We start from the raw sequence: 20,394 nt of genomic DNA, 5'->3' as shown, positions 1-20,394 counted from the left end.
TCTTTAATTTTTATATTTTTGAATTTCATTTTCAAGCTCATTGATTCTTTCACGTTGTAGAGTAATGGTTTTATTCATTTCAGCGTTTTTGTTCTCAAGCTTCAAAATCGTTTGACTCATCTCTGCATTGTTGTTTTCTAACTTTCCAATTCGCTCACGTTGTGAAAAATTTTTACTTTCAAGTTCCTTGATGCGTCTATCCATATTTTCAGTCCATAGTTTGTAATTTTCAACAACCAAACTATTTGCTTGCGCATTCAGATTATTAATTTCTGCATTTTTAAAACGCTTATTCATTCTAAATTGGAATAGCATTTCCACGAGTTTCCAAAAACCCGTTGCACCGAATATGATAGCACAAATCTTTACTAATGACATAATACCTTTATTTTAAAATTAGTATTCCTGATGCTACTGCCAAGCCAGTCCCTAAAATCCATTTGACAAACTTTCCTCGTTTTATTTGTTTGTCTTTCTTTTTGATTGTTTTATTTAGTTCGTCTATGTGAAGCTGGTCATTTGTTTGAATACTATTAAGATTTGTAATTTTAGTTTCTAAACTGAAAATTATCAAGTCCTTTTCGCTTATTAAACGCTTATATCTTGTGATATCAATTTCAAATAAATTGATTAGTGTATCCTGGTAAATACTATACTCAAACTTCTTTGCAATAAATCTTGATTGCTCCATAGTAAAACAAAAATATTCTTCATTCCCTATGGTCTTTCTGATCGGTTCTAATGTTTGAGAAATACAAATAAAGTTCCAAATCAGACATACGATTAATAGTATTAATTTTCTCTTTGATCTCATAATTTAGATTTTGAATGATGTGTTGATTTTGGTAGATTTCATTTTGTAGGCTATCAGTAATTTTTAGCCTTTTTATTATCAACGTATCAAGCTGTGAATTTTCATTTTCAAGTCGAAATTTTTCTTTTTCCAAGTTGATAATGGTTTGATTATGATTTTCACTATCATTTGAATTGAAATAAAGAATTGCACCAATATTTACTGCTACAATAACCGCAATACAAAGAATGAATATTCTAATTTTCATACTGCGTAGGCTTTGGCACTTTTATCTGAAAAAAGTATCGAATAGTTTTTTGTACAAGTAACTTGTGGAATACTAAGGCAAATACAAAGGATTGTAGTAGGACTTCAATATTGTTTGCTGTGTAATCTCTTATGAAATAAATAGCAGTTCCGTATAAAACTCCAATAATTAATACACGGTATCGTGTCGCTATTTTGAATCTAAAGATTTTAAAGAATAACGCTGTTACATATTCGCTATTAAATCCGTAAGAAATTAGAATGAATGTAAATATGTACGCCCAATCAAGATTGCTTATATAATTCGATAATTGTGTGATGATCTCTGTCATGTGTTCTATGTTTTTAAATGTGATTTAATCGTTTGTATTTCTGCCTTTATAGCGGTTAATTGGTGGTTAGGAACAAAGTTTTTTACAAGATTAGCAATAACAATTATTGCGACTCCACTCAATAGCAAGGCTATAATAACTTTCATCAATGTTTGATTTGTTAGTGTGATGGTTACTTCTGTTTTCAAGCCATCCTTGTCAACAAGTCCATCAATCAAATCTTTAATACTTCTTTTTTGTGGCATTTCTTTTCTTTTTTCGTTTGCCCTCAATATTTAGTTTTATGTAAAGCTGTTCTGTAACTGTATCAGCTTTTAAATAGCGTTTTACACGAGCTACGGTTAACGAATCATAATCATCGGTCACAATACCGCCAGCACCGTGATTTTTGAGCATATATACTTTTAAATTCCAAACCCGTTTTCCTTTGCTTCCAAGTTGTAGCGGAAAATCATCATTTGCCACCTTTTCTTTTTGGTTTGCTTGAATTTCAATAGGTGTAACTACTTCGATATCATTCACATTTTCCGTTTTCTGTGGATCTACCGTTGCTGTATCAACTCCACCCACTATTTCATCAGTAGTTACAACTAAAATTTCTTTTGAAGCAGTTTCTAAAGGTTGTTGTACATTCGGCTTAATTGGCTTCTGAGTTGGAATATCTTTAACCACACTAAGATTCGTAGAAGTTTTTTTAAGATGAGTAGCATCAGAGGTATGTAATGGTGCTTTTTCTTCTTTCTTATTTGATTTGCTATCTTCCAAATTATCACTATCAACAACGATAATAAATTCAGCATCTTCGGCTTCTTCTTGTTGTTTTAGTTCTTCTTCTCTATTTCTTAAAATGCAATATGCTATATATCCACATACCAAAATTCCGCCAGCGACTAAAAGTCTTTTTGTTAAACTAATTGATTCCATTATTTTCCTAGAGTTTGTAATGCTTTTTTCATTTTCTCGATATCCGAAGCTGTAAAAGTTGTTTTATTTAATTTACTTTTTGAAGCTTTGGCTGTTTTTGGTCCAAATGCTCCATCAACGCCATCACGTTTTGCGCCTGTGCGTCCCAAATCTGCATTTAAGGTTTTTAGATAGCGTTGTAGAACTCTTACCAAACTACCGCGACTTCCATATTTCACAACTATTCTTGATGATCCTGATCTTACAGGCGTAGAAGTTCTTGTTCCTGAAGAATTAAATGGTGGTGTGTATCTTGAAGGTGGTACTGGAATACTTACTGTTGTTTCAGAAATGCGCGGGTTTTTTTCATTTTCTTTTTTCTTCTTTTGACTCATCACATAATAGGTAATTCCAATACCCGTAAGTACAACGACAACGCCACCTATGAGTAAAGGTGTTTTGTGCTTTGCAAAAAATGATGGTGCTATTTGAGTTTGTTTTTTCATTTGTTTGTCTTTTTTATGATAATTTATAATTAGGTAATCGGTTTATGTATTTCCATACGTACTCTTTCATTTCTGAATGACTTAAAAAGCTATTGAGATGTTGCCATAAATCTTTGTTGTTATAGTTTTCATAATAGGCTTTGGATAGGCTTGCTACATCAGTTTTACTTTGTAGTTTTTTGAAAACGTCTCTAACGGCATATTCATCATCGTTGAAAGTTCCTTTTGCATTGCGAAGTGTTTTTACAAGACTTGATGCAGTTGAATTACTCAAAACATTTATCTTTTTAGGAGCTATCCACTTCTTAACATCTGATAGATAATTCATGTTAAAAGGTTTGTTCCAATTTGGTTCATGCTTTACCAACGCTGTGTTAGAAGTATTTACTTTTATACCGTTGCCAATGTTTGATTGTGCTGATTGTGTCGAGTAGCCTAGTGCATTATTTTTTTCTTTCTTTTTGAAATAAAAAAATGCAACAACACCGCCTAAAAGAAGTGTGCCACTACCGATCATCCACCATGTTTTATTTGTCATTTCCATAATTTTATGCAGTTCTGTAATTAGGTTTGTTGTTCACTATGTCTAATATGATTTTGATTTCGTCCTTTCCGAAACGATATTTTAAAACGTCAATCAAATTGGCTGAATCGTCGCCACCTTGAAAAGCCTTAGCTACTTGGGAAACTTGAACTTTATCTTTGAGTTTTCTAAAAACGCCATATACTTTTTCCTCATCGTCTCCACCTTGATACCAAGCACCAAAGGCACTTCTAATCTGATTTGCATAGTATAAAGCTGTACTTTCTTGCAAGGCTAGAATACTGCCATTTACTTTTTGTGTAACCTTATCCAAATAATGAATATCAAAGGCATTCTGTTTACCAATTCCGTTTCTAACAGGCTCAATTTTTGAATTGAGCGCTGTTAGTAGCTTACTTGTTAATCGTTCTCTATTTTTAGTACGATTCCCTATGATTACACTTCCAATTAGAAGTACACCAACGCTTGCACCTGATATGATTAAAATGTTCTTTTTCATTTTCCTAATAATTTTGCTCCACGTCCTACGGGCGTTAACATTGCTAAGTCTTTAATCGTAGCATTCTTAGTAGAATTTCTAAGTACCATTACAATCCCAATCAGTACCACTATAAGAAGAATGGGAATCCCTATGGATAGTATTTTGGTCATATTCTTTCCAAATCCTAAAATGTTTCCCCCAATTTCAGAAAGGTCTGCAATGGTTCGCGTAGCCATATTTGAAACATCTAAATCATTTGCTTTTAACCATTTATTGAAAGTTGGACTTGTGGTACAAAAAGTAGAACCGTTAGACTTCCAAGTAACAAGCCAAATCATTTTAGCATTTTGTTTTCCAAGCTTCTTTTTTAGTTGACTGTAATAACTTGTCCAAAAGTCACAAGTGTCTTCAGCTTCAGGAACAAGAAATAGTTGATTTTCAACTTGTATTTGAATTGCCATTATTAGATGTTTAAAATTGATTTGGTATATTCTTTTATTTGTCTCTCTGAGAAGCCTTGATTTTTGAAATACGTTTCTAATTTTCTTTTTTGCCTGAATTGGATTTCAATACACAATCGTTTATGATATTGCGTCGAAATTTCTCTTGCTATCCAAAAACCTACCGCAAGTGTTAGAAGCGTTCTCATCCATTTTTATCTTTTGGTTTTTGATAGATGTTTTTTTCAGGAATGGCAATCGAACGAAGCCAATCGCCAACACTAAATGCTGGACTATCTTCTGCCACTTTCGTTGGAACTTCGTTAAAACCTAAAATGACAATGTTTGGAAAACGCAACACATAGAATCTCACAATGGTTTCAAGTGTTTGTTTTTGGGCATCGGTGCGGGTGTCTTTATCCCAAGCTTCTTTGAGGGTTCTTCCGCCTACGTATGCAATATTTTTTGAGATACCTGTAAGGTCTTCAAGTCCATTTGATATTCCCCATAAATCGGTTTGTGTTGGATTGTCCTCATTGATAATTACTTGTAAACTTCCATCGAAAGGAATCAGATAATCAAAACCAGGACGATTAAAACCAAGTCCATTATTTCGAGTACTTTCCGTGTGCTTTTTTATAATTACGTCTTTACCAAAACTTAAAGCTTCCGAAGTGTTGGTGCTATGTATGATTAAATAATCTACGTCTTTCATATTCGTTCTTTTAAATTATTATGTGTTTGTAAGTCTTCTAAAACCAAGTAGGCGATAGGCGGGATATCTTTTGATATTAACTTGATTATTTTGATTACCACCTAGTACGTATATGTGTTTTTTATCTTCTGAATAGTTGATAAATAGTCCTACATGACCTTTCCAACTACGTTTTTGATCGCGCCAAAGCACCACAACATCGCCCTGTATAGGCTTGGTTACTTTTCTTCCAACAGTAAGCCATGATCTTGCATTTAATTTCCCGCTTTTCTTTTTCCCCGCTTTAAGTGCTATCCAATTCATAAAGGCTGAACACCACGCAGTTTCATCGTTTGAAACCCATTGATGTCCTATTTCTTTAAAATAGTTGACAATAGTAGGATTGTGTAGTTTTCCTTTTTCTTCAGTGACACCGTATTGGCTGTGTGCTATTTCTAATAAAGTTTTCATATTCCTTTTTTTAATTATTTATTTCCAAGCTTCAGGTATTCCTTTACTCATTTGAACACCTGTTGAAATTCTCGATTTCTCAGGTAAAAAATTGTACATATCCAATTGCTGATAATAGATCAAAAATGTTACTTGTTGATTTGGATTTATGGTAAAGCGCCAACAAACACGACCGTCTATGATATAGCCTTCCATTTCAAAAACTTCGGAAACGTTTCCATATCCTTGTGGACTTTGATAGCTACGAAGTGAGATAGACTCACACGTTTCCTTACCTGAGATAGAAGATTCAATAACTTGTAAAGTGTTGATTCGCTCATCAGTTGATGCTACAACTTTCATGTGCTTGATAAGCATAGGGTTGTATTTGAAGTCCTCTCGAATTTGCTCGTAGTCATCATTAACTTTTACAAATAATTTTGGATTTCTTCTGTATATAAATAATTTTTTTAGTGATGAATTATTAAGTGCTATTGTGCCATTTTTAGAACTAATGGCAAAGCTTCGATCAAAGGCTACCAACGAAATTCTATCTACAATCTCCAAATTCTCATCAACACGAGTAAATAACTGCTCATCTTGAGAAGCTACATAGATCATATTATCAAGTGGATTAAACTCAATATCAATAGGTTCTAATCCAACATCTAATATTTCTTCAGTACCAATTGTTAATGGATTCATTACAACCATTGAATTCAAGCTATCGTAAGCGATATACATTCTTTGATTGATTTTATGATAGTAAAATGAAACTGTATTTTCTGTTGCAGTTGGTCTTTCTATCCATCCCCTTCTTGCTCCATTAGTATTATAAACTTCAACATTATTGTTAGCAGTATTGTGTACAAATAAATCTCCGTTTTCTGGGTTAACACCCAACGTTTTTGCTCCAGCTATGGTTAAATGATTTACAGCATTATTATTTAAAGTTGTAATTTTTGTTACAGAATTTCTAACACTCTCAGTTATGAAGTAAGCATCATCGAAAGGATTATAGACTAGATCAATAGGTTCATTAGATATTGGAATTCTACGGGTAATAGTAAAATTCAAATCAACTGTCAAAAACTCTTTTTCTGCTGTTCCTGTAACTCCAACAAATCCGTATTCCAAACTATTTGGATTTGTGTTAACAACAATATTGTTTGGGTTTACAAAAGTTAGTGGATCTGGACGCAATTGAACTGTTTGAACTACGACTGCTTGATCGTTCACAACTGTAATAGTGTCGGTTCTATTATTTATGACATAAAAGAGGTCGTTTACAGAATTATATACAACCTCATAGGAAACTTGACCAAGATCAGCTTCCCTTTTATCTTCTTCAAAACCGTTTAGAGGATTTGCAATCGGAGCGCATTTATTTGTTCCCCACAAGGTAACCTCACGTGACACATCTGTACAATTAGTTACTGTTATTTGAGCAACCTCGTTTTCTTCTAACAATTCTTTGTAGAATAATTGTAAACGTTCATGCTGGTCATACCAATTATATAGTTGCTTGTTCATTTTCTTTATATGTATTAATGAAATTAATGACCTCTTTTGTTCTACTTATTTGTGATTTTCCAACCATTTCAGGATTATTTCCAAATACTTTTGTAACAGCATAAACAGCTTCAATAGTTGGAAAGCCATAATCCAAATACTGTTTAATACCACATAAATCTGCTGTTGTTTGACTGCGTGTGTTCAAAAACCAATGGCATCCCTCGTGGGCGAGTATGGCAACCCGAATCGGGATCGTATATCCAAGAAATAGTTTCCTCGATATTTGAACACGTGGCATTTTTCTATGTGTTCTTGCGGGTGTGATGAGTTCGTTACCAAACGCATCAGTAATTTTGGGTACGTATTGAAATAAAAACTCCCTATCCTTACTATCATAAAACCCTGGAGAACAATACCCAGCTTTTTCTGAAAAGCTTACAGCAAACTCAAAAAAATGATATTGCTCATCGGTCGCCCACATTTTGATACTTGGCATTTTTTCTACGCGAACATCTTGAATTTCAAAACTTTCATCATTTGAACTATTCTTATCGTAAATTTCCATTTCTAAACTTTTTGGAGATACAGGCATTGAAATAACAAATTCACGTTTTGTACCTGATTCTTTAAAGAATGCTTTACGTCTGAAATAATAAGAGTTAGGGTATAATGGGTTGTATAACCTGATTCCTAAATGAAATGGTTTTTTCGATACAATTTTGAGTCGTATTCTAAAACGTTCACGATTTGATGGAATCGTAGTTATCATTGGCTAAATGTTTGAACTTGTTTTGCTTTTTTACTTTGTACAATTAAAAGTCCTATAATGCCGACTACCACAACACCACCAATTACATAGGCAAAAGTTGGAATCCCTTTTTTTTGTTCCTCTTTTTCTTCTACAATTTGGTTGTCTTGACTACCAACTGAAAACTGATAATCAGATGGCAAGTCACTAGGAATGTTAGTAGCTTGCTTATTTTTTGGTAGTACGATTGCGTCTATAACACCACCTATAGCAGTTGCACCACCGATGTCTTGATATACTTGTCCTACGTCTTTGAAAAATTTACGTCGCTTTTGTTTTCGCTCTTGAATTTTTGCTGAGGAATTTCGTTTTAAACGCCTTGCTAATCTTCTAGCCTTTCGCTTGGCTTTTCGTTCTGCACGCTTCTTTTTGCTTCCAAAAAAATCATCATAATCATCAGCTAAAAGATGATCTTCAATAAGCGCTTGTGTTTCTCCTGATATCATTTAGGCTGATTTTTTTAGTTTGATGTTATGCTTTTTTCGGTGTTGGATATATTTATAAATACCAAAACTTATTGCGCCAGCTATGGCAATACCTGTAACAACTTTTATCATTTTACCAACTCTATTGTCAGATTCCATTGCTTTGTTTACCGCTTGTTTTTCTTCTTGTTGATTTGCAACAACGCTTTGTTTTTTGATAATTTGCGGTTGTGGTGGTGCTTGACTTTTTGTAGCTGTTTTTTTAATAAGGGTATCAATACCAATTTTTTTTGTTGGAATTGGTGTTTTGGATTTTGTAGTTGCTACATTTTTGACCAACATACCAGGCTTTACAACACCAGTATTTCTATTTTTTCTAAAGTTTGTAAGTGGCGGTAACTTGGTAGGGCGACCTTTTACAATTTTTGGTTGTTTTTTGGTTGGTATTTTAACTTTTACAGGAAAACCATTATTGTTAAATCGTATAGGAGGTCTTCTTCTACGAAATCTTCTTTTCTTGTTACGACGAAACGTTTTTCTGTTGTAATCGTCATAATCTTCTATATGTGAATTTGCTAATGAATCTATCATAGTGTGTAACTAATATTTGATTTGTTTAGAATCACTTTTTGTGATTCTTTAATGAACTGAATCTGCTTTGTAATTTGCATAGATTACCAAACCAATTGCGACTGTTCCAATGATCGCAATTCCACCAATAGCCAATTTGAAATCCATATCAACTTTAGTAGTTGGCACTTCTTTTTCATATTGATTAGAAAGGTCATTTGCATTGGGAATTCTACTTCTTTTCTCACGTTCTAGTTGTTCTCTCTCCAATCTTTGCTTTCTTCGTAATCTTCTTTTTCTAAGGGAAAACAATCCATTACTGAAATTATCATATTGACTAAAATCTGTATGTTGTAATATGAGTGCCATAATTATTGTTGTTGTACTTGCATTGCACCCATTTGTGGCATTGGTGGGTATGGTCTGTAAGATGGTGCTTGGGATTTTGGCTTTAAAGCGATAGCTAGAACAACTCCAATAACTACTACACCCGCACCAATTCCAATTATCATATTGGTTTTCTTTTTATCAGCGTCAGCTTTTTCTTTTGCTTCTTTTGCTTCTCTGATTCTTCGCGCTTCTGCTTCACGTGCGCGTCTTTCTGCTTCTCTACGTTCACGTTCTCTTTGCGCTTGCATTTCTCTTAATCGACGTTCCATATCACGTTTAGCGGCAAGTGCCTGAGCATTCGCTCCCGCAACTGCACCCGCGCCCGCGCCTGATGATCTACGTCGTTTTTTCTTGCCTAATAATCCACCTACGATTCCTAAAGCTCCTTTTGCTATTGCTCCCCAAAACTGATCGTTTTCTTGCGAGGAAAATCGAATCATTAGTTTTTCAAGGGAACTAATGAATCGCTTATTTTCTAGCTTAATTTGCTCTATTACTTCATTGATAAGTTGTTTTTTGGAAGGATTCCCTTTAAAAAAAACGTTGTGATACGCCAACAACTCCTGAACGGGTTTAGAATAATTCAGTACCATGTAGGTTAGATTATCTATCGCCCTGTTATATAAAATTTGTTCTTTATCCATTATTTTGATGTAAAATTTAAACCGTTTCCAATAATGATCCCTGTGAAGAATACAATGCCTACAATTATTAAATCTTCTTTGGTAGGCGCAAATCTGAATCTTCCTGATGTGGGCGATTGTTCTGCTTGCTTATTAGCAATGGCTTTTCGTGTTCGTATCTCATTCCAAACAAGTTGCACTTCTTGTGCTAATTTTTTTTCATTTGGATTTTTATTGGATTCTTTTAAAATGCGATCATAATAGCTTTGTAATTCAGGTAAGGTGTAATTCTCAAATTGATTCAAAAAATTATATTCGTCTCCCGAACCGTTGTATTTGGAATATCCACATGAGTCACATGAATTTTTAGAATCGTTGTAAGAATCATTTTGACACGATTCGCATACACTTTTATCTGATACGCTGTTTAGTTTTAGAATTGTCTCTTTATCAGGGTGTAAACTGATGAGTTCTTTGATAACTTTTCGACCTCGTTTACGCACGAGTTCACGTATAGCTTCTGCTAAATCTTTAGGATTTTCAGGAACAACAAAACCATACCCATCAAGTAATTCTGAAACCTTATCAATATTGTGATAGACAATGTAGTCGATACGATTCTGCGCTAATTTTGAAAGTGTTTGTGTGTTCATATTTATTATTTAAAATGATAGCCAGAGAAAGGCGAATTGCTACCTTGACTCTGGCTATCTTTAAAGACTAACTAACAAGGATTTCTTGTTTTGTTTATCGCTTTTTTCGTCTCACTAGCTTTGTGGTAACACGTTTAGCTGGTTTAGGACGAACTGTGCGAACTCTAGGTGGCGCAACGCGCGGACGATAGCGTCTAACACGTCTACGTCTTGGACGCATACCATACGCGGTTGGTCTTCTTCTACGTATCAAATCCAATTGGGGTAAACCTGTGGTTCTTGGTGCGCGTGACAACTCTGCCACGTTGCTACCTTTTAACAGATTTCCTAAGTTTGCTCTTGCTTTGATTGTGAATGTAAAGACTGCTGTTACACCATCTTCAACAACAACATTCAATGAATCCTGTCCTGTAACGTCCATTTCAAAGTTGTCATCGTCGATTAAAGTTTGTGTGAAGTTCTGCGGAGAAGTTGCATTTCTTGGTTGATACACGCGGGTAGTCTTTGAACCCGATGCCGTTCTACGATCAATACGTAGTACATTATCGAATTGTAAAGCGTTGCTAACCGAGTATTTCATACCCGCAATTTTGAACGGGTTACTTTTGCTTTCTTCTCTAACTTCTTTGTGTGAGGATTCCTCAATTTCTACGGTAACTCCAGCGGGTTGCGCACGTTCGGCATTTCCACCAAATATTACAGCTTCTTGTGATGCTCCTGATGTGTTTTTAACAACAACCGTTAAGGTTCTGTCATTGGGATCAATTTTTCCTAAACTTGAACGCGTATAATCGTCATAATCTTCCTCATCATCATAAAGGTCATATTCTTCTTCATACTCATCATCATAACCATCATAGTCATCGTCCATTCCTTCAAATCCTGTATCGAAGTCATCTTCGTCATAGATTTCATCGTTATCGTAATCGTCGTACTGATCTTCAGCCGCTTCTTCGTAACGCATTAATTCGTCTTCGTAACTCATAATGTTTTTTGTGTTTTTAAAATGACTGTCTTATAAAAACAGTGCGTTAATTTTTTTGTTTTTTGCTAAGGGTAGTATCTCTAAATACTATTTTTTAGCGGTCTCTTTCTTTTTGTTTTCTGCAAGCTTTTTTGCTTTTCTCTTTTGCATCATTGGTGCTACGATGAGCGTTCCAATTAGAATTCCCGCAACGCCTGTACCCACCATATACATAATTGGCTTCCATGCGATATCTGAATTATTTGCCATGTTCTTTTCGTTTTAAAATTTGATTATTGGCAAAGGTTCTCTAAAACCTTTTTACTTTGTTCTCTACGAAGATTGCGCTTAAAAACCGAAAAACATTTGTGAAATTTTGTGTACTACACAAAACGCTTGAAACGACTGTAAATAGTAGGAGACAAAGGGTTTTTATCCTAAAAAAACGAGGATAAAATTTGTATGATGAGATATTTTCTCAAACCAAGAAATATAGATTTAATGGTTGTAGTTTATTTTTTTATAAAAAATCGAGAAAGTTTTATCTAATAAATTTCATTGTAGATTATCTAACTTTATAATGTTTGAAAATTTTATTTCCTAGCTTGTCAATTTCTTCAATAGGATTTTTAAAGAATCTGTTTTTTCTATTCATTTACAAAATTCTATAAGCGATAGTATTATTGTAATTAAGACACACACACCCACACACAATTTTTTAAAATGTTTATTATTTCTTTGTTTTTTATTTTACGGAAAAAATTACATTGTTTAAACGTAATCTTTGTTTTACATTTACAAGAAATAATGAAATATTATTGTAAATTAGTTTTGTTATTTACTGATATTATTAGAATTACAGTAATCCAATTATAGATATTTTTGTAAATAATTTATTCAAATCTTAAAAACAAAATAAAATGAATATAAAATATTTTAAATCAGTCATAATTGGAAAATGGAAATATGAAGATGGTAGAATTTTAGAATTTGTAACAGACGAAGATTTTATATTCACTGATAAGAATGGAATTTCGCATCCTAAAAAACAAAAACTTTTACTCTCAGAACAAAAAGCTGGTAATTTACAATTAAGCATCCCTTTCTTGTTTGAGGCTATTGGAATAATAAAATCAATTTCTACTAATGAGATTGTCTACGAAAGTCTTGAACTTGATGGGACAAAAACTGTATTGAAATTAATTAGATTGTCATAGATTAACTTATGAATTTGTATGTAAACAGCGCATTTATTTTTTTCGTCCTAAAAGTCAACATTGAAAAACAAAAGTGCTGTTTCTTTTCTTCGTCTAAAATCACTACATTTAAAATATGGAACAATTAGATTTATTTCAAGAAAAAAATACACATCAAGAATTAATTAAGATTGATAATGGGGAATATCTATATTTCCCTAATTTTTTCAATAAAAATGAAAGTGATTTTTATTTAAAAAAGCTTTTAGATGTAATTGATTGGAAGCAAGAAGAAATGAATATGTATGGAAGAAATGTAAAATTTCCAAGACTTACATCTTGGTATGGAGATAATGATAAACCATATTCTTTTTCAGGAATAACTCTAAATCCGAATAATTGGATTAAAGAACTGATTGATATAAAGACTCAAATTGAACCAAAATGTAATATTAAATTTAATAGTGTTCTATTAAATTTATATAGAGATGGGAATGATTCTATTTCTTGGCATACAGACGCTGAAAAGGAGTTGGGACAAAATCCAATAATAGCTTCAGTAAACTTTGGGGCTACAAGAAAATTTCAATTAAGACATAAAAACACTAAAGAGAAAATCGAAATTAATCTAAAGCACGGTAGTTTATTAATTATGCGAGGAGAATTACAGCATTTTTGGCAACACCAAGTTCCAAAAACTAAACTAAAAGTGAATAAGAGAATTAATCTCACTTTTCGACAAATAAAATAGATATTAAAACCTTGAACGACTATAATGGCATATCATTTTGAACTTCCTCTTATCACAGAATTAACAATTCCGCAACAAGTTGTTTTAAATGAGGTAAGAGCCGTCTCAATTTCAGGAGGACCAGGAACGGGAAAAAGTATTGTTTCTCTATGGCGACATCTTCAAAATTATGATTTAGAAAGAAGAAAAAGTTTATTACTTACCTATAACAAATCATTAAAAGCATATTTTTCACTTGCTCTGAAATCACCAAGTTTGAATGTAAAAGCTATTACCAAAGAAAAAACATCCGAAGCCACAAACACAACTTATTTATGGATATCACATGGATTAAGTAGTGAGTTTGACGAAATTATCATTGATGAAGCTCAAGATTTAGATATAGAAAATTATGAGTTGATAAAAAAATATACAAAAATGGTTTCTTATGGTATTGATCGAAATCAAAGTATGTATTTAAGTTCTCAAAAATTACAAGAATTAGTTGATGGATTACCAGCTTTATTTACTGACAATATTATAATTCCACCTCTAAATGAAAATTTTAGGAATACGTATCAGATAACTCATTTTGTCCGTTCACTTTTTCCAAATAGAATTTTTCCGAATGGACAAACAGATGGTGAAAAACCAATATTGGTATGTACTGATAATGACCAAAGTGTTCAAATCAAAGTAATTTTTGATATTATTAATCGATTTCATAGCGACAGTCATAATATAGCTATCTTAGTTCCGTTAGTTAATCCAGCATTACACAGACAAAAGGTAGTTAGAGATTATTATAACATTTTGAATGAAAATGGTTTTAAATGTTCATTTTATGAAAATGACAATGGAGAACTTTTGAAAATGGAAAACATTCACATCACAACATTTAAGTCTGCAAAAGGATTAGAGTTTGACACCGTGATAATTCCAGATTTTCAATATTTTGAAGAAGATATTAAAAGATTAAACGTTGTAAATGATAATGACTATTACGTTACCTTAACAAGAGCTAAAAGAAATTTGATTCTTATTGATAATAGTAAAACAAATATGAATAATCGTTGCAGTTTACTATTTTTACAATCTCAAATCACAAATAATATACTATCAGTTGATTATGATTATGTAAAAAAAGCTACAATTGAAGAACCTGATGATTTACCATTTTAATTAAAAAAAAATGAAAAATAGTTACTACATACAAGTTTCATCTACAAGCTTATCACATTATTTTGTAAGAGGTTGCATCATACCATCCAAATATATTGAAAATAAAATTTATGATTTTCAAGACAGAGCAAATGAGGGGTTATTAATTTCTCATAAGAAATGGAATAAAAGTAATGACTGTTCTATAAAGATAATTGCGACCAAACTGGAAATAAATCAATTTGTTAAATTAAATACAGACTATTTCTTTTACAACGGAGTATTTCCAATTTCACGAATCCAAAATATTTATTTTAATATAAAAGAGCAAGCAGAAACTACAATATGGAATATCAATAATGGAGCTGGTTTTGTTCCAAGTAATCTTATTAAAATAGAAAATAAACAAGAATCATTTTCTCAATCAATTGAAAATCTAAAAGATTTACCAAACTACGATCTAAGCAAAAAAATTAAAGCTTTTGATTTGTTGATGGGAGGTTTTGCTTTTATGAGGATAGGAACAGATAATCCAAACGATATTATTTTGAATTATCCTGAAAATTATATTTCCACTTTGTCATATTTCAATAATTTGATAAAAAAAGAGTTACTGAGTCAAAACGAATCCATTTCAAAAAAGTATTTTACTCTTTTTAATGATGAAAAAAGTCAAATTTCTTATTACAAAAGATTTTTAGGGAAAAATATAAGCCTTGATATTTTAGAATCAATTGCGAATGATAATAATATTAAATTAGATAAGAAATTTGGAAGAATTAACACAAACAATATTCCTGTTAACTCCCCATTATACAATCTTTCTATTTTAGCGTCTTATGGTACAAATGGGGAAAAATCAATTGATAATCTTGTTTCAGATTTTATTGCAAGGAAAATTGATGTGAAAAAGGTGGAAGAAATTTCATTGATTTTTGGATTGAATACTGGTTATTCTTCGTTGCGTAATAGTTACTCTAGTCAAGATAAAACTAAAATAGTCAAATTTGAATTAAATAGTAAGCTTGATTATTACACTGTCGAAAGTCTTTACCAATATGCTTTTAATCATCAAATAAGCGAAGACTTTCCTTATTTGGAAAATATTATTTACGAAGAAAATAAAGTTGAAAAAATTCTTTTAGAGTATAGTTACTATAAAATTTTTGGCACTTCAATCATTACCAAAAAAAAGGATTATTCAAAATATTTAGAAAAATTTTCAAAGACTTTGGCTTTAGAAATTTCAAATTGGTTTCCTGAAAATTTAATATCCTCAAATCCTGAAAATTTAGAAAATCATATTCAAAGTTTATTAAAACCAGATTTCAATTTATTAATTAAGGAGCTTCAACAGAAAAGAAAAATTAATTTTAATCAAGAAAGATTAGATAATAGCATTAAGTTATCAAACGATGAGAAAAAGGAAGATATTCCTTTGAAAGAAAATAATAATACAGAATTAACAGTCGATCAGTTGATGAAATTAAAAAAAGAAGAACTTCAGAATATTGCTAAAGAAAAGGGTATTGAATATAAAAAGAGTCATACAAAAAAAGTGCTATCTGATTTAATATATTCGCAAAATACCAACGCTACACTTTTCTCTTAATACGCTATGGATGTTATTTTTGAATTAAACAACTCTTGTGAATCGCCAGAAGATTTAGAAAAATTTATTGAAGATAATTTTAATACCCTTTATGAATATTTTAGTTTACTAAATCATACTGAATTAGTAAAAAATAAAAAGGCATTCAAATCTTTACTTCTCAAATTAAATACTTTCGATCAATTAAATTTAAAAAAGGATAATAATAAAGCTTTTTTACAAATCTTGTTAGATGCTTCTGTACGCCTTGGGGATAGTATGTTTTTTGAATCTCTTTATAATTTGATGATTAAAAAAGGGTTAAAGGTTAGTCAAATTACTGAAGCTTCGTCTCTTTATTTGATAAATGTAAATACATCTGAAGATTTAATCAATATTTATGAAACAATCATTACAAAACTAGAACTTGCATATCTTAATGAAGAAGATAGCGAAGATACGGTTATAGCAACTTTATTCAATTATTACGGACTTTTTGTAAAAGAATTTATTGAATTTGCCAATGAAAAAGTTTTATTATTAAGAGATAAAATTTGGAGTAGTTTCAAGGATGAAAATTGCCACTTTTTAAAGAATGAAATTGTAAAAGAACTTTATGAATTAAATTTAGATTATTCTGTGAGTCCCCATGTCACTTTACAAAAAATTCTTGATGATTTCCTTGGTCGTGATAGAACCATTGCAGATTTTGATATATCGGATTTTATTATTGAAAAAGATACAGATTATGTCAATGAATTATCGAAAACAGAGTTTAGTTTCAATAATCTATTGTCTATCAATAAAAAAAATTACAGTAAAATAAAATCTGATTCTATTTATCATTCATTGCAGAGAGGAGTGAAAATTTTAGAAAGCGAAAGCCAATTATTTGCTTACATGTATTCTTTAGGTAATATGCACAATCAAAAGCTTTTAAGCGCCTTTGAGACTTTGCCAAATGACTTTTATAATAATGACATCAACATAATTGATTGGGGTTGTGGTCAAGGAATTGCATCAATATCATTTTTTGATTTTTTAAAGGCAAATAATCGAAAAAAATCAATAAGTAGAGTATTTCTAATAGAGCCTTCAAAGATTGCATTACAAAGAGCTTCTTTTCACGTTAAAAAAAGTCAAAACAATGTGACTACAATAAATAAGGTTTTTGATCTATTAAATAATGACGATTTCAAAAAATTAAATTCATCAAAGTATTATTTGCATTTTTTTTCTAACATTTTAGATATTGAATTGTTCTCAATGACTCAATTATTAAAAATACTATCTGATAATTTTAAAGGCTTAAACTATTTTGTAATAACAAGCCCTTATTTAGATGTAAAAAAGAGAACTCGTATTAATTCCTTTGTGAATTATTTTAGTAAAAATAATGGATTCTGTGAATATGTTAGAATTGAAGAAAATAAAGGGCAATGGCGAGGAACTAATTGGACAAGAATAATAAGAGTTTTTAAAGTAGAAATATAGTGTATCTTTCAAAGATGCCTATACTTTTTTACTGCTTATCTTTAAATTAGTAATTGATATATATTAAAATGAAATACCCTAGTATAAAAACAAAATTTAAAGATGGTTGTAGTGCTGAGGATAAAGAAGTAATTCTTAAATATTGGGAATTAAAAGACGACAGTTTTGAAATTAAACCTAGCCAATTAGCAAAACAGCTTCAAATTAATACCCATCAATTATCTAAGCTTGTTAAAACAAATTCAAAAAGTAAATTGTTTACAGAAATTTGTCTCGTTTGTGAGGAAAAAATTGTTTTTGAAATTACAAGTCAAACAAGAGCAACTCAGTTAATAGAAGTACTCAAGTATGAATGCTCTGACTGTAAGTCAAAATTTAATGCTCAAACAAAAGGTATTTATGGTAGAGAAAAGAAGCCTTATAGACTCAAATATGCTTTAGAATTTGAATTTTGGACTCGCTTGAAAAAAGAAGAACTTGAGGTATTAAAAAAAATTATTGAGTATGATGATTATTTTGAATTTAGAAAAAAATACTTAAACCAAAACTATGACTTTGCCTGGACTATTGTTGAAAAACTTGATAGATTAGGATTAATAGATATATGTGGCAGAAATTATGTTAATGAGCGAATAACTGAAATATTTTTTTTACCAGAGTTAAGAGAAGCTTTAAAAATAGAACCTAAAGAAAATATTTTCTATGAAACTGAACTTAGTTTTTTCATCTCAAAACACGTCAACAAGCGTAAAGATACCCAACCTGATTTTATGAAAAGAGTCATATTTGAAAATGATATCGTCTTAAAAAAGGATATTGAATATTTTTGTAGTGTTTGGAAAAATAATGATGGTACAATAAATTTAAGGATTAAAGAAAAATCCAAAATTATCAAATCGCAAACTGATTATGAACACCCAAAAAATGAGCCAAAACCTTTGAAAGACTTAATTCCCAAAAAATGGAAAGAGGATTGAATTTAATCTTGGGTTTTTAAAACTTATACACTTTTTAGGATAGTGTCTAATGTAATAAATTAATTGCCATGATAACGAAGCTTATCCGTTATCATCTTGATAATCGCTTCGTTTTTAGTTTTATAAACCTTATTCCCATCAAAATCTTCTTCGTTTAATAGCATCCGAACCTTTTTAGCTTCTTCTTGGTCAATAAACTTTTTACAGGCTCGAATAAATGCGGTTCTGCTACAACCTTTAATGCGTTGCTCGCGCATATTAACATATACAAAAAAACTTTTCTGTACTTTATATTGTTGTTCTGTAATGACTCCTTTAGCGAATGCTGATGAGGATAGTTCGTATTGTTCATCAACAATAAGCTGTGCAATACGGACAATTTCATATTTTGGAATACGATCACGATACCTGGTAACATCGTCAACCTGATGGTGCAATCTGAGCCATGTACAGTTTTGCCATTCCGAAGTCGTAATTTTTGCCACCGACTGATGCGTTAGTAAAATATCAATTCCCTTGTGGCGAACTGTACACAAAGCGCCGATCATGGATTGCCCTTTTGCACCTGACATATAGTGGTCGATATCATCTAGTACCACCAATCCGTTTTTAAAAAACTTCATTATTTTGGTAATGACTTCTTTTTTATCATTATTATCCATTGGCGAACTGTCCGCATTAAACGGACGAATACGACGTGCTGATACTTTGGAAAGTTTTCCTAAGTGATTTGGACTTACGGTACGAAACGATGGATAATCGTCATCATTGGTGTCAAAGGCAAGAACTTTACGCCCTTTCTTACCTACCATGAGATTATCCATCATGTAATGTTTGATCTCTTGTTTATTACGATACGTTTTTCCAACGCCTGTTTCGCCACAAACGAGCATAATCATAGGTTGACGTTCTGTTTTTTTGTTTTTTGCTTTCATATCCAACTATCAATTATTTTGTTTCAGACTCCTCTGCGTATTGGGTAACACTATTTTCAATCACATCATTTTGGTCAACCATTACATCTTTGTCTTGCTCGTCTGATTCGTCATTTGAAAATTCCTGATCGTCTTTAGGTTCTTGTGGTTCTTCAAAATCTTGCTTGTAATCATTTGAATTTGTCTCCTGGTTAATTTGCTCTTTCTGCTCCTTAATGATAGTTACCAAACGGTTTTCTAAAATTTTATTTTCTGCACGTATTTCCATAACCGTTTGCCCTTTTTTAATCATAATTGAAGCCACCGCGCCCATGAGTTGTTGTTCAGGTGTAAGGCGTTTTGCTTTTTTACGAATTACCTGAGAAAGCAATGGGCGTAGTAGTGCCTTATCATCTTTGTCAAGCAAAATTCGCTGAACGTTATTTTCGTTTTGCGTATCAATTAACTTTACAATTTCATCAAACTCATAGAACTCCTCATGTTTTTTAACTTTCACGAAGAAACTTCCGCCAGCAGTCAGTACATTGTTAGTAATACCAAGTAGGGCATCTGCGGTTTGATTTGCTTGAGATAATGGCATTTCAAAATCTGCATCACTTACCTCATGTTCCTGATCTGAATATAGATGGTCTTCATTTATTTCCTGTTCAGGCGCATCCAACGGCTCTTTATCTTTTTCATTTTCGATTTGATGTGCTACTGTTTTCCTGTAATCCACATCGCCTTGAAATTCTGATACTTCTCCTTCGTCTTTAGGTTTCCAAACGTTCCAATTTTCATCTGTTTGTTCTTCATCTTTTGGACGTTCTCCGCCGATATCTTTTTCGACAACAGGCGTATTGAGTGGACTCCCATTTTCTCCTTGAATAGTTTCAAGTACAATTTGATCTTGACTTGTTGTCAAGGCTTGTTTTACTTCATTTGCAATATTTTTTTCCTCTGCCATTGTGGT

At 31.8% G+C, this 20,394-nt stretch carries 30 protein-coding genes; 6 read left to right on the top strand and 24 right to left on the bottom strand.

What is annotated here, in order from left to right; genetic code table 11:
* Nucleotides 1–3 precede the first annotated feature (3 nt).
* The 22 genes from ACQ654_RS05165 to ACQ654_RS05060 all read right to left on the bottom strand — a co-directional run bounded on the left by ACQ654_RS05165 (nt 4) and on the right by ACQ654_RS05060 (nt 11,628).
* Nucleotides 4–378: a hypothetical protein gene (locus ACQ654_RS05165; RefSeq protein WP_430409258.1), complete on the bottom strand. Its 375-nt coding sequence runs from the start codon at nt 376–378 to the stop codon at nt 4–6.
* 7 nt (nt 379–385) lie between these two features.
* Nucleotides 386–691, bottom strand: coding sequence for a hypothetical protein (locus tag ACQ654_RS05160; RefSeq protein ID WP_430409257.1), 306 nt, complete (start codon nt 689–691; stop codon nt 386–388).
* Nucleotides 692–710: 19 nt separating this feature from the next.
* Entirely contained in the window at nt 711–1,061 is a 351-nt protein-coding gene (locus ACQ654_RS05155; protein WP_430409256.1) for a hypothetical protein, read from the bottom strand.
* Nucleotides 1,051–1,392, bottom strand: coding sequence for a hypothetical protein (locus ACQ654_RS05150; protein ID WP_430409255.1), 342 nt, complete (start codon nt 1,390–1,392; stop codon nt 1,051–1,053). Before ACQ654_RS05150 ends, ACQ654_RS05155 begins: the two co-directional genes overlap by 11 nt.
* Nucleotides 1,393–1,397: 5 nt before the next feature.
* Nucleotides 1,398–1,637 (bottom strand): hypothetical protein, encoded by a 240-nt coding sequence (locus ACQ654_RS05145; RefSeq protein WP_430409254.1) that lies wholly within the window; start codon nt 1,635–1,637, stop codon nt 1,398–1,400.
* Nucleotides 1,615–2,316 (bottom strand): hypothetical protein, encoded by a 702-nt coding sequence (locus ACQ654_RS05140; protein WP_430409252.1) that lies wholly within the window; start codon nt 2,314–2,316, stop codon nt 1,615–1,617. The genes ACQ654_RS05145 and ACQ654_RS05140 overlap by 23 nt, the downstream gene beginning before the upstream one ends.
* Complete coding sequence (locus tag ACQ654_RS05135) at nt 2,316–2,801, bottom strand: peptidoglycan-binding domain-containing protein (RefSeq protein WP_430409251.1); 486 nt, start codon at nt 2,799–2,801, stop codon at nt 2,316–2,318. The genes ACQ654_RS05140 and ACQ654_RS05135 overlap by 1 nt, the downstream gene beginning before the upstream one ends.
* A gap of 13 nt (nt 2,802–2,814) precedes the next feature.
* Nucleotides 2,815–3,339, bottom strand: a complete 525-nt coding sequence (locus tag ACQ654_RS05130; RefSeq protein WP_430409250.1) for an LPXTG cell wall anchor domain-containing protein — start codon at nt 3,337–3,339, stop codon at nt 2,815–2,817.
* A 10-nt stretch (nt 3,340–3,349) separates the two neighbouring features.
* A complete protein-coding gene (locus ACQ654_RS05125) occupies nt 3,350–3,844 on the bottom strand; it encodes a hypothetical protein (protein ID WP_430409249.1) in 495 nt (164 codons plus the stop codon).
* Nucleotides 3,841–4,287 carry a hypothetical protein gene (locus ACQ654_RS05120; RefSeq protein ID WP_430409248.1) on the bottom strand — a complete coding sequence of 149 codons (447 nt, stop codon included), beginning with the start codon at nt 4,285–4,287 and terminating at the stop codon, nt 3,841–3,843. The genes ACQ654_RS05125 and ACQ654_RS05120 overlap by 4 nt, the downstream gene beginning before the upstream one ends.
* Nucleotides 4,288–4,289: 2 nt before the next feature.
* Entirely contained in the window at nt 4,290–4,475 is a 186-nt protein-coding gene (locus tag ACQ654_RS05115; RefSeq protein ID WP_430409247.1) for a hypothetical protein, read from the bottom strand.
* The gene (locus tag ACQ654_RS05110; RefSeq protein ID WP_430409246.1) at nt 4,472–4,981 is read right to left on the bottom strand and encodes an N-acetylmuramoyl-L-alanine amidase; all 510 of its coding nucleotides are present in this window, start codon (nt 4,979–4,981) and stop codon (nt 4,472–4,474) included. The genes ACQ654_RS05115 and ACQ654_RS05110 overlap by 4 nt, the downstream gene beginning before the upstream one ends.
* Nucleotides 4,982–4,999: 18 nt before the next feature.
* Nucleotides 5,000–5,431, bottom strand: coding sequence for a TIGR02594 family protein (locus ACQ654_RS05105; RefSeq protein WP_430409245.1), 432 nt, complete (start codon nt 5,429–5,431; stop codon nt 5,000–5,002).
* Nucleotides 5,432–5,449: 18 nt separating this feature from the next.
* Nucleotides 5,450–6,943 carry a YncE family protein gene (locus ACQ654_RS05100; RefSeq protein WP_430409244.1) on the bottom strand — a complete coding sequence of 498 codons (1,494 nt, stop codon included), beginning with the start codon at nt 6,941–6,943 and terminating at the stop codon, nt 5,450–5,452.
* The gene (locus ACQ654_RS05095) at nt 6,924–7,694 is read right to left on the bottom strand and encodes a hypothetical protein (RefSeq protein WP_430409243.1); all 771 of its coding nucleotides are present in this window, start codon (nt 7,692–7,694) and stop codon (nt 6,924–6,926) included. The genes ACQ654_RS05100 and ACQ654_RS05095 overlap by 20 nt, the downstream gene beginning before the upstream one ends.
* Nucleotides 7,691–8,179, bottom strand: coding sequence for a hypothetical protein (locus ACQ654_RS05090; protein WP_430409242.1), 489 nt, complete (start codon nt 8,177–8,179; stop codon nt 7,691–7,693). The genes ACQ654_RS05095 and ACQ654_RS05090 overlap by 4 nt, the downstream gene beginning before the upstream one ends.
* Nucleotides 8,180–8,749 (bottom strand): hypothetical protein, encoded by a 570-nt coding sequence (locus ACQ654_RS05085; RefSeq protein ID WP_430409241.1) that lies wholly within the window; start codon nt 8,747–8,749, stop codon nt 8,180–8,182.
* Nucleotides 8,750–8,797: 48 nt separating this feature from the next.
* Nucleotides 8,798–9,097 (bottom strand): hypothetical protein, encoded by a 300-nt coding sequence (locus ACQ654_RS05080; RefSeq protein ID WP_430409240.1) that lies wholly within the window; start codon nt 9,095–9,097, stop codon nt 8,798–8,800.
* Nucleotides 9,098–9,099: 2 nt separating this feature from the next.
* Nucleotides 9,100–9,711, bottom strand: coding sequence for a hypothetical protein (locus ACQ654_RS05075; protein WP_430409239.1), 612 nt, complete (start codon nt 9,709–9,711; stop codon nt 9,100–9,102).
* A 50-nt stretch (nt 9,712–9,761) separates the two neighbouring features.
* A complete protein-coding gene (locus tag ACQ654_RS05070) occupies nt 9,762–10,394 on the bottom strand; it encodes a hypothetical protein (protein ID WP_430409238.1) in 633 nt (210 codons plus the stop codon).
* A gap of 94 nt (nt 10,395–10,488) precedes the next feature.
* The gene (locus tag ACQ654_RS05065) at nt 10,489–11,379 is read right to left on the bottom strand and encodes a hypothetical protein (RefSeq protein WP_430409237.1); all 891 of its coding nucleotides are present in this window, start codon (nt 11,377–11,379) and stop codon (nt 10,489–10,491) included.
* An 87-nt stretch (nt 11,380–11,466) separates the two neighbouring features.
* Nucleotides 11,467–11,628 (bottom strand): hypothetical protein, encoded by a 162-nt coding sequence (locus ACQ654_RS05060; protein ID WP_430409236.1) that lies wholly within the window; start codon nt 11,626–11,628, stop codon nt 11,467–11,469.
* 650 nt (nt 11,629–12,278) lie between these two features.
* On the opposite strand from ACQ654_RS05060, the gene ACQ654_RS05055 reads away from it, so the two are divergent.
* The 6 genes from ACQ654_RS05055 to ACQ654_RS05030 all read left to right on the top strand — a co-directional run bounded on the left by ACQ654_RS05055 (nt 12,279) and on the right by ACQ654_RS05030 (nt 18,507).
* Entirely contained in the window at nt 12,279–12,575 is a 297-nt protein-coding gene (locus ACQ654_RS05055) for a hypothetical protein (protein ID WP_430409235.1), read from the top strand.
* 115 nt (nt 12,576–12,690) lie between these two features.
* Entirely contained in the window at nt 12,691–13,305 is a 615-nt protein-coding gene (locus ACQ654_RS05050; protein ID WP_430409234.1) for an alpha-ketoglutarate-dependent dioxygenase AlkB family protein, read from the top strand.
* A 24-nt stretch (nt 13,306–13,329) separates the two neighbouring features.
* Complete coding sequence (locus ACQ654_RS05045) at nt 13,330–14,466, top strand: 3'-5' exonuclease (protein ID WP_430409233.1); 1,137 nt, start codon at nt 13,330–13,332, stop codon at nt 14,464–14,466.
* A 10-nt stretch (nt 14,467–14,476) separates the two neighbouring features.
* On the top strand, nt 14,477–16,057 hold the full coding sequence (locus ACQ654_RS05040; protein ID WP_430409232.1) for a hypothetical protein: 1,581 nt from the start codon (nt 14,477–14,479) through the stop codon (nt 16,055–16,057).
* A 6-nt stretch (nt 16,058–16,063) separates the two neighbouring features.
* Nucleotides 16,064–17,530 carry a hypothetical protein gene (locus tag ACQ654_RS05035; RefSeq protein ID WP_430409231.1) on the top strand — a complete coding sequence of 489 codons (1,467 nt, stop codon included), beginning with the start codon at nt 16,064–16,066 and terminating at the stop codon, nt 17,528–17,530.
* A 68-nt stretch (nt 17,531–17,598) separates the two neighbouring features.
* Entirely contained in the window at nt 17,599–18,507 is a 909-nt protein-coding gene (locus ACQ654_RS05030) for a hypothetical protein (RefSeq protein ID WP_430409230.1), read from the top strand.
* A gap of 59 nt (nt 18,508–18,566) precedes the next feature.
* Here ACQ654_RS05030 and ACQ654_RS05025 read toward each other — a convergent pair whose 3' ends face one another.
* Both ACQ654_RS05025 and ACQ654_RS05020 read right to left on the bottom strand, forming a co-directional pair.
* Nucleotides 18,567–19,400: a zonular occludens toxin domain-containing protein gene (locus tag ACQ654_RS05025; RefSeq protein WP_430413001.1), complete on the bottom strand. Its 834-nt coding sequence runs from the start codon at nt 19,398–19,400 to the stop codon at nt 18,567–18,569.
* 55 nt (nt 19,401–19,455) lie between these two features.
* Nucleotides 19,456–20,388, bottom strand: coding sequence for a hypothetical protein (locus ACQ654_RS05020; protein WP_430409228.1), 933 nt, complete (start codon nt 20,386–20,388; stop codon nt 19,456–19,458).
* Nucleotides 20,389–20,394 lie beyond the last annotated feature (6 nt).

Origin of the sequence: Kordia sp. (genome assembly GCF_965283645.1) — a bacterium.
In the GTDB taxonomy this organism is placed as follows: Bacteria; Bacteroidota; Bacteroidia; order Flavobacteriales; family Flavobacteriaceae; genus Kordia.
This window is presented reverse-complemented; position numbering and strand designations above follow the sequence as displayed.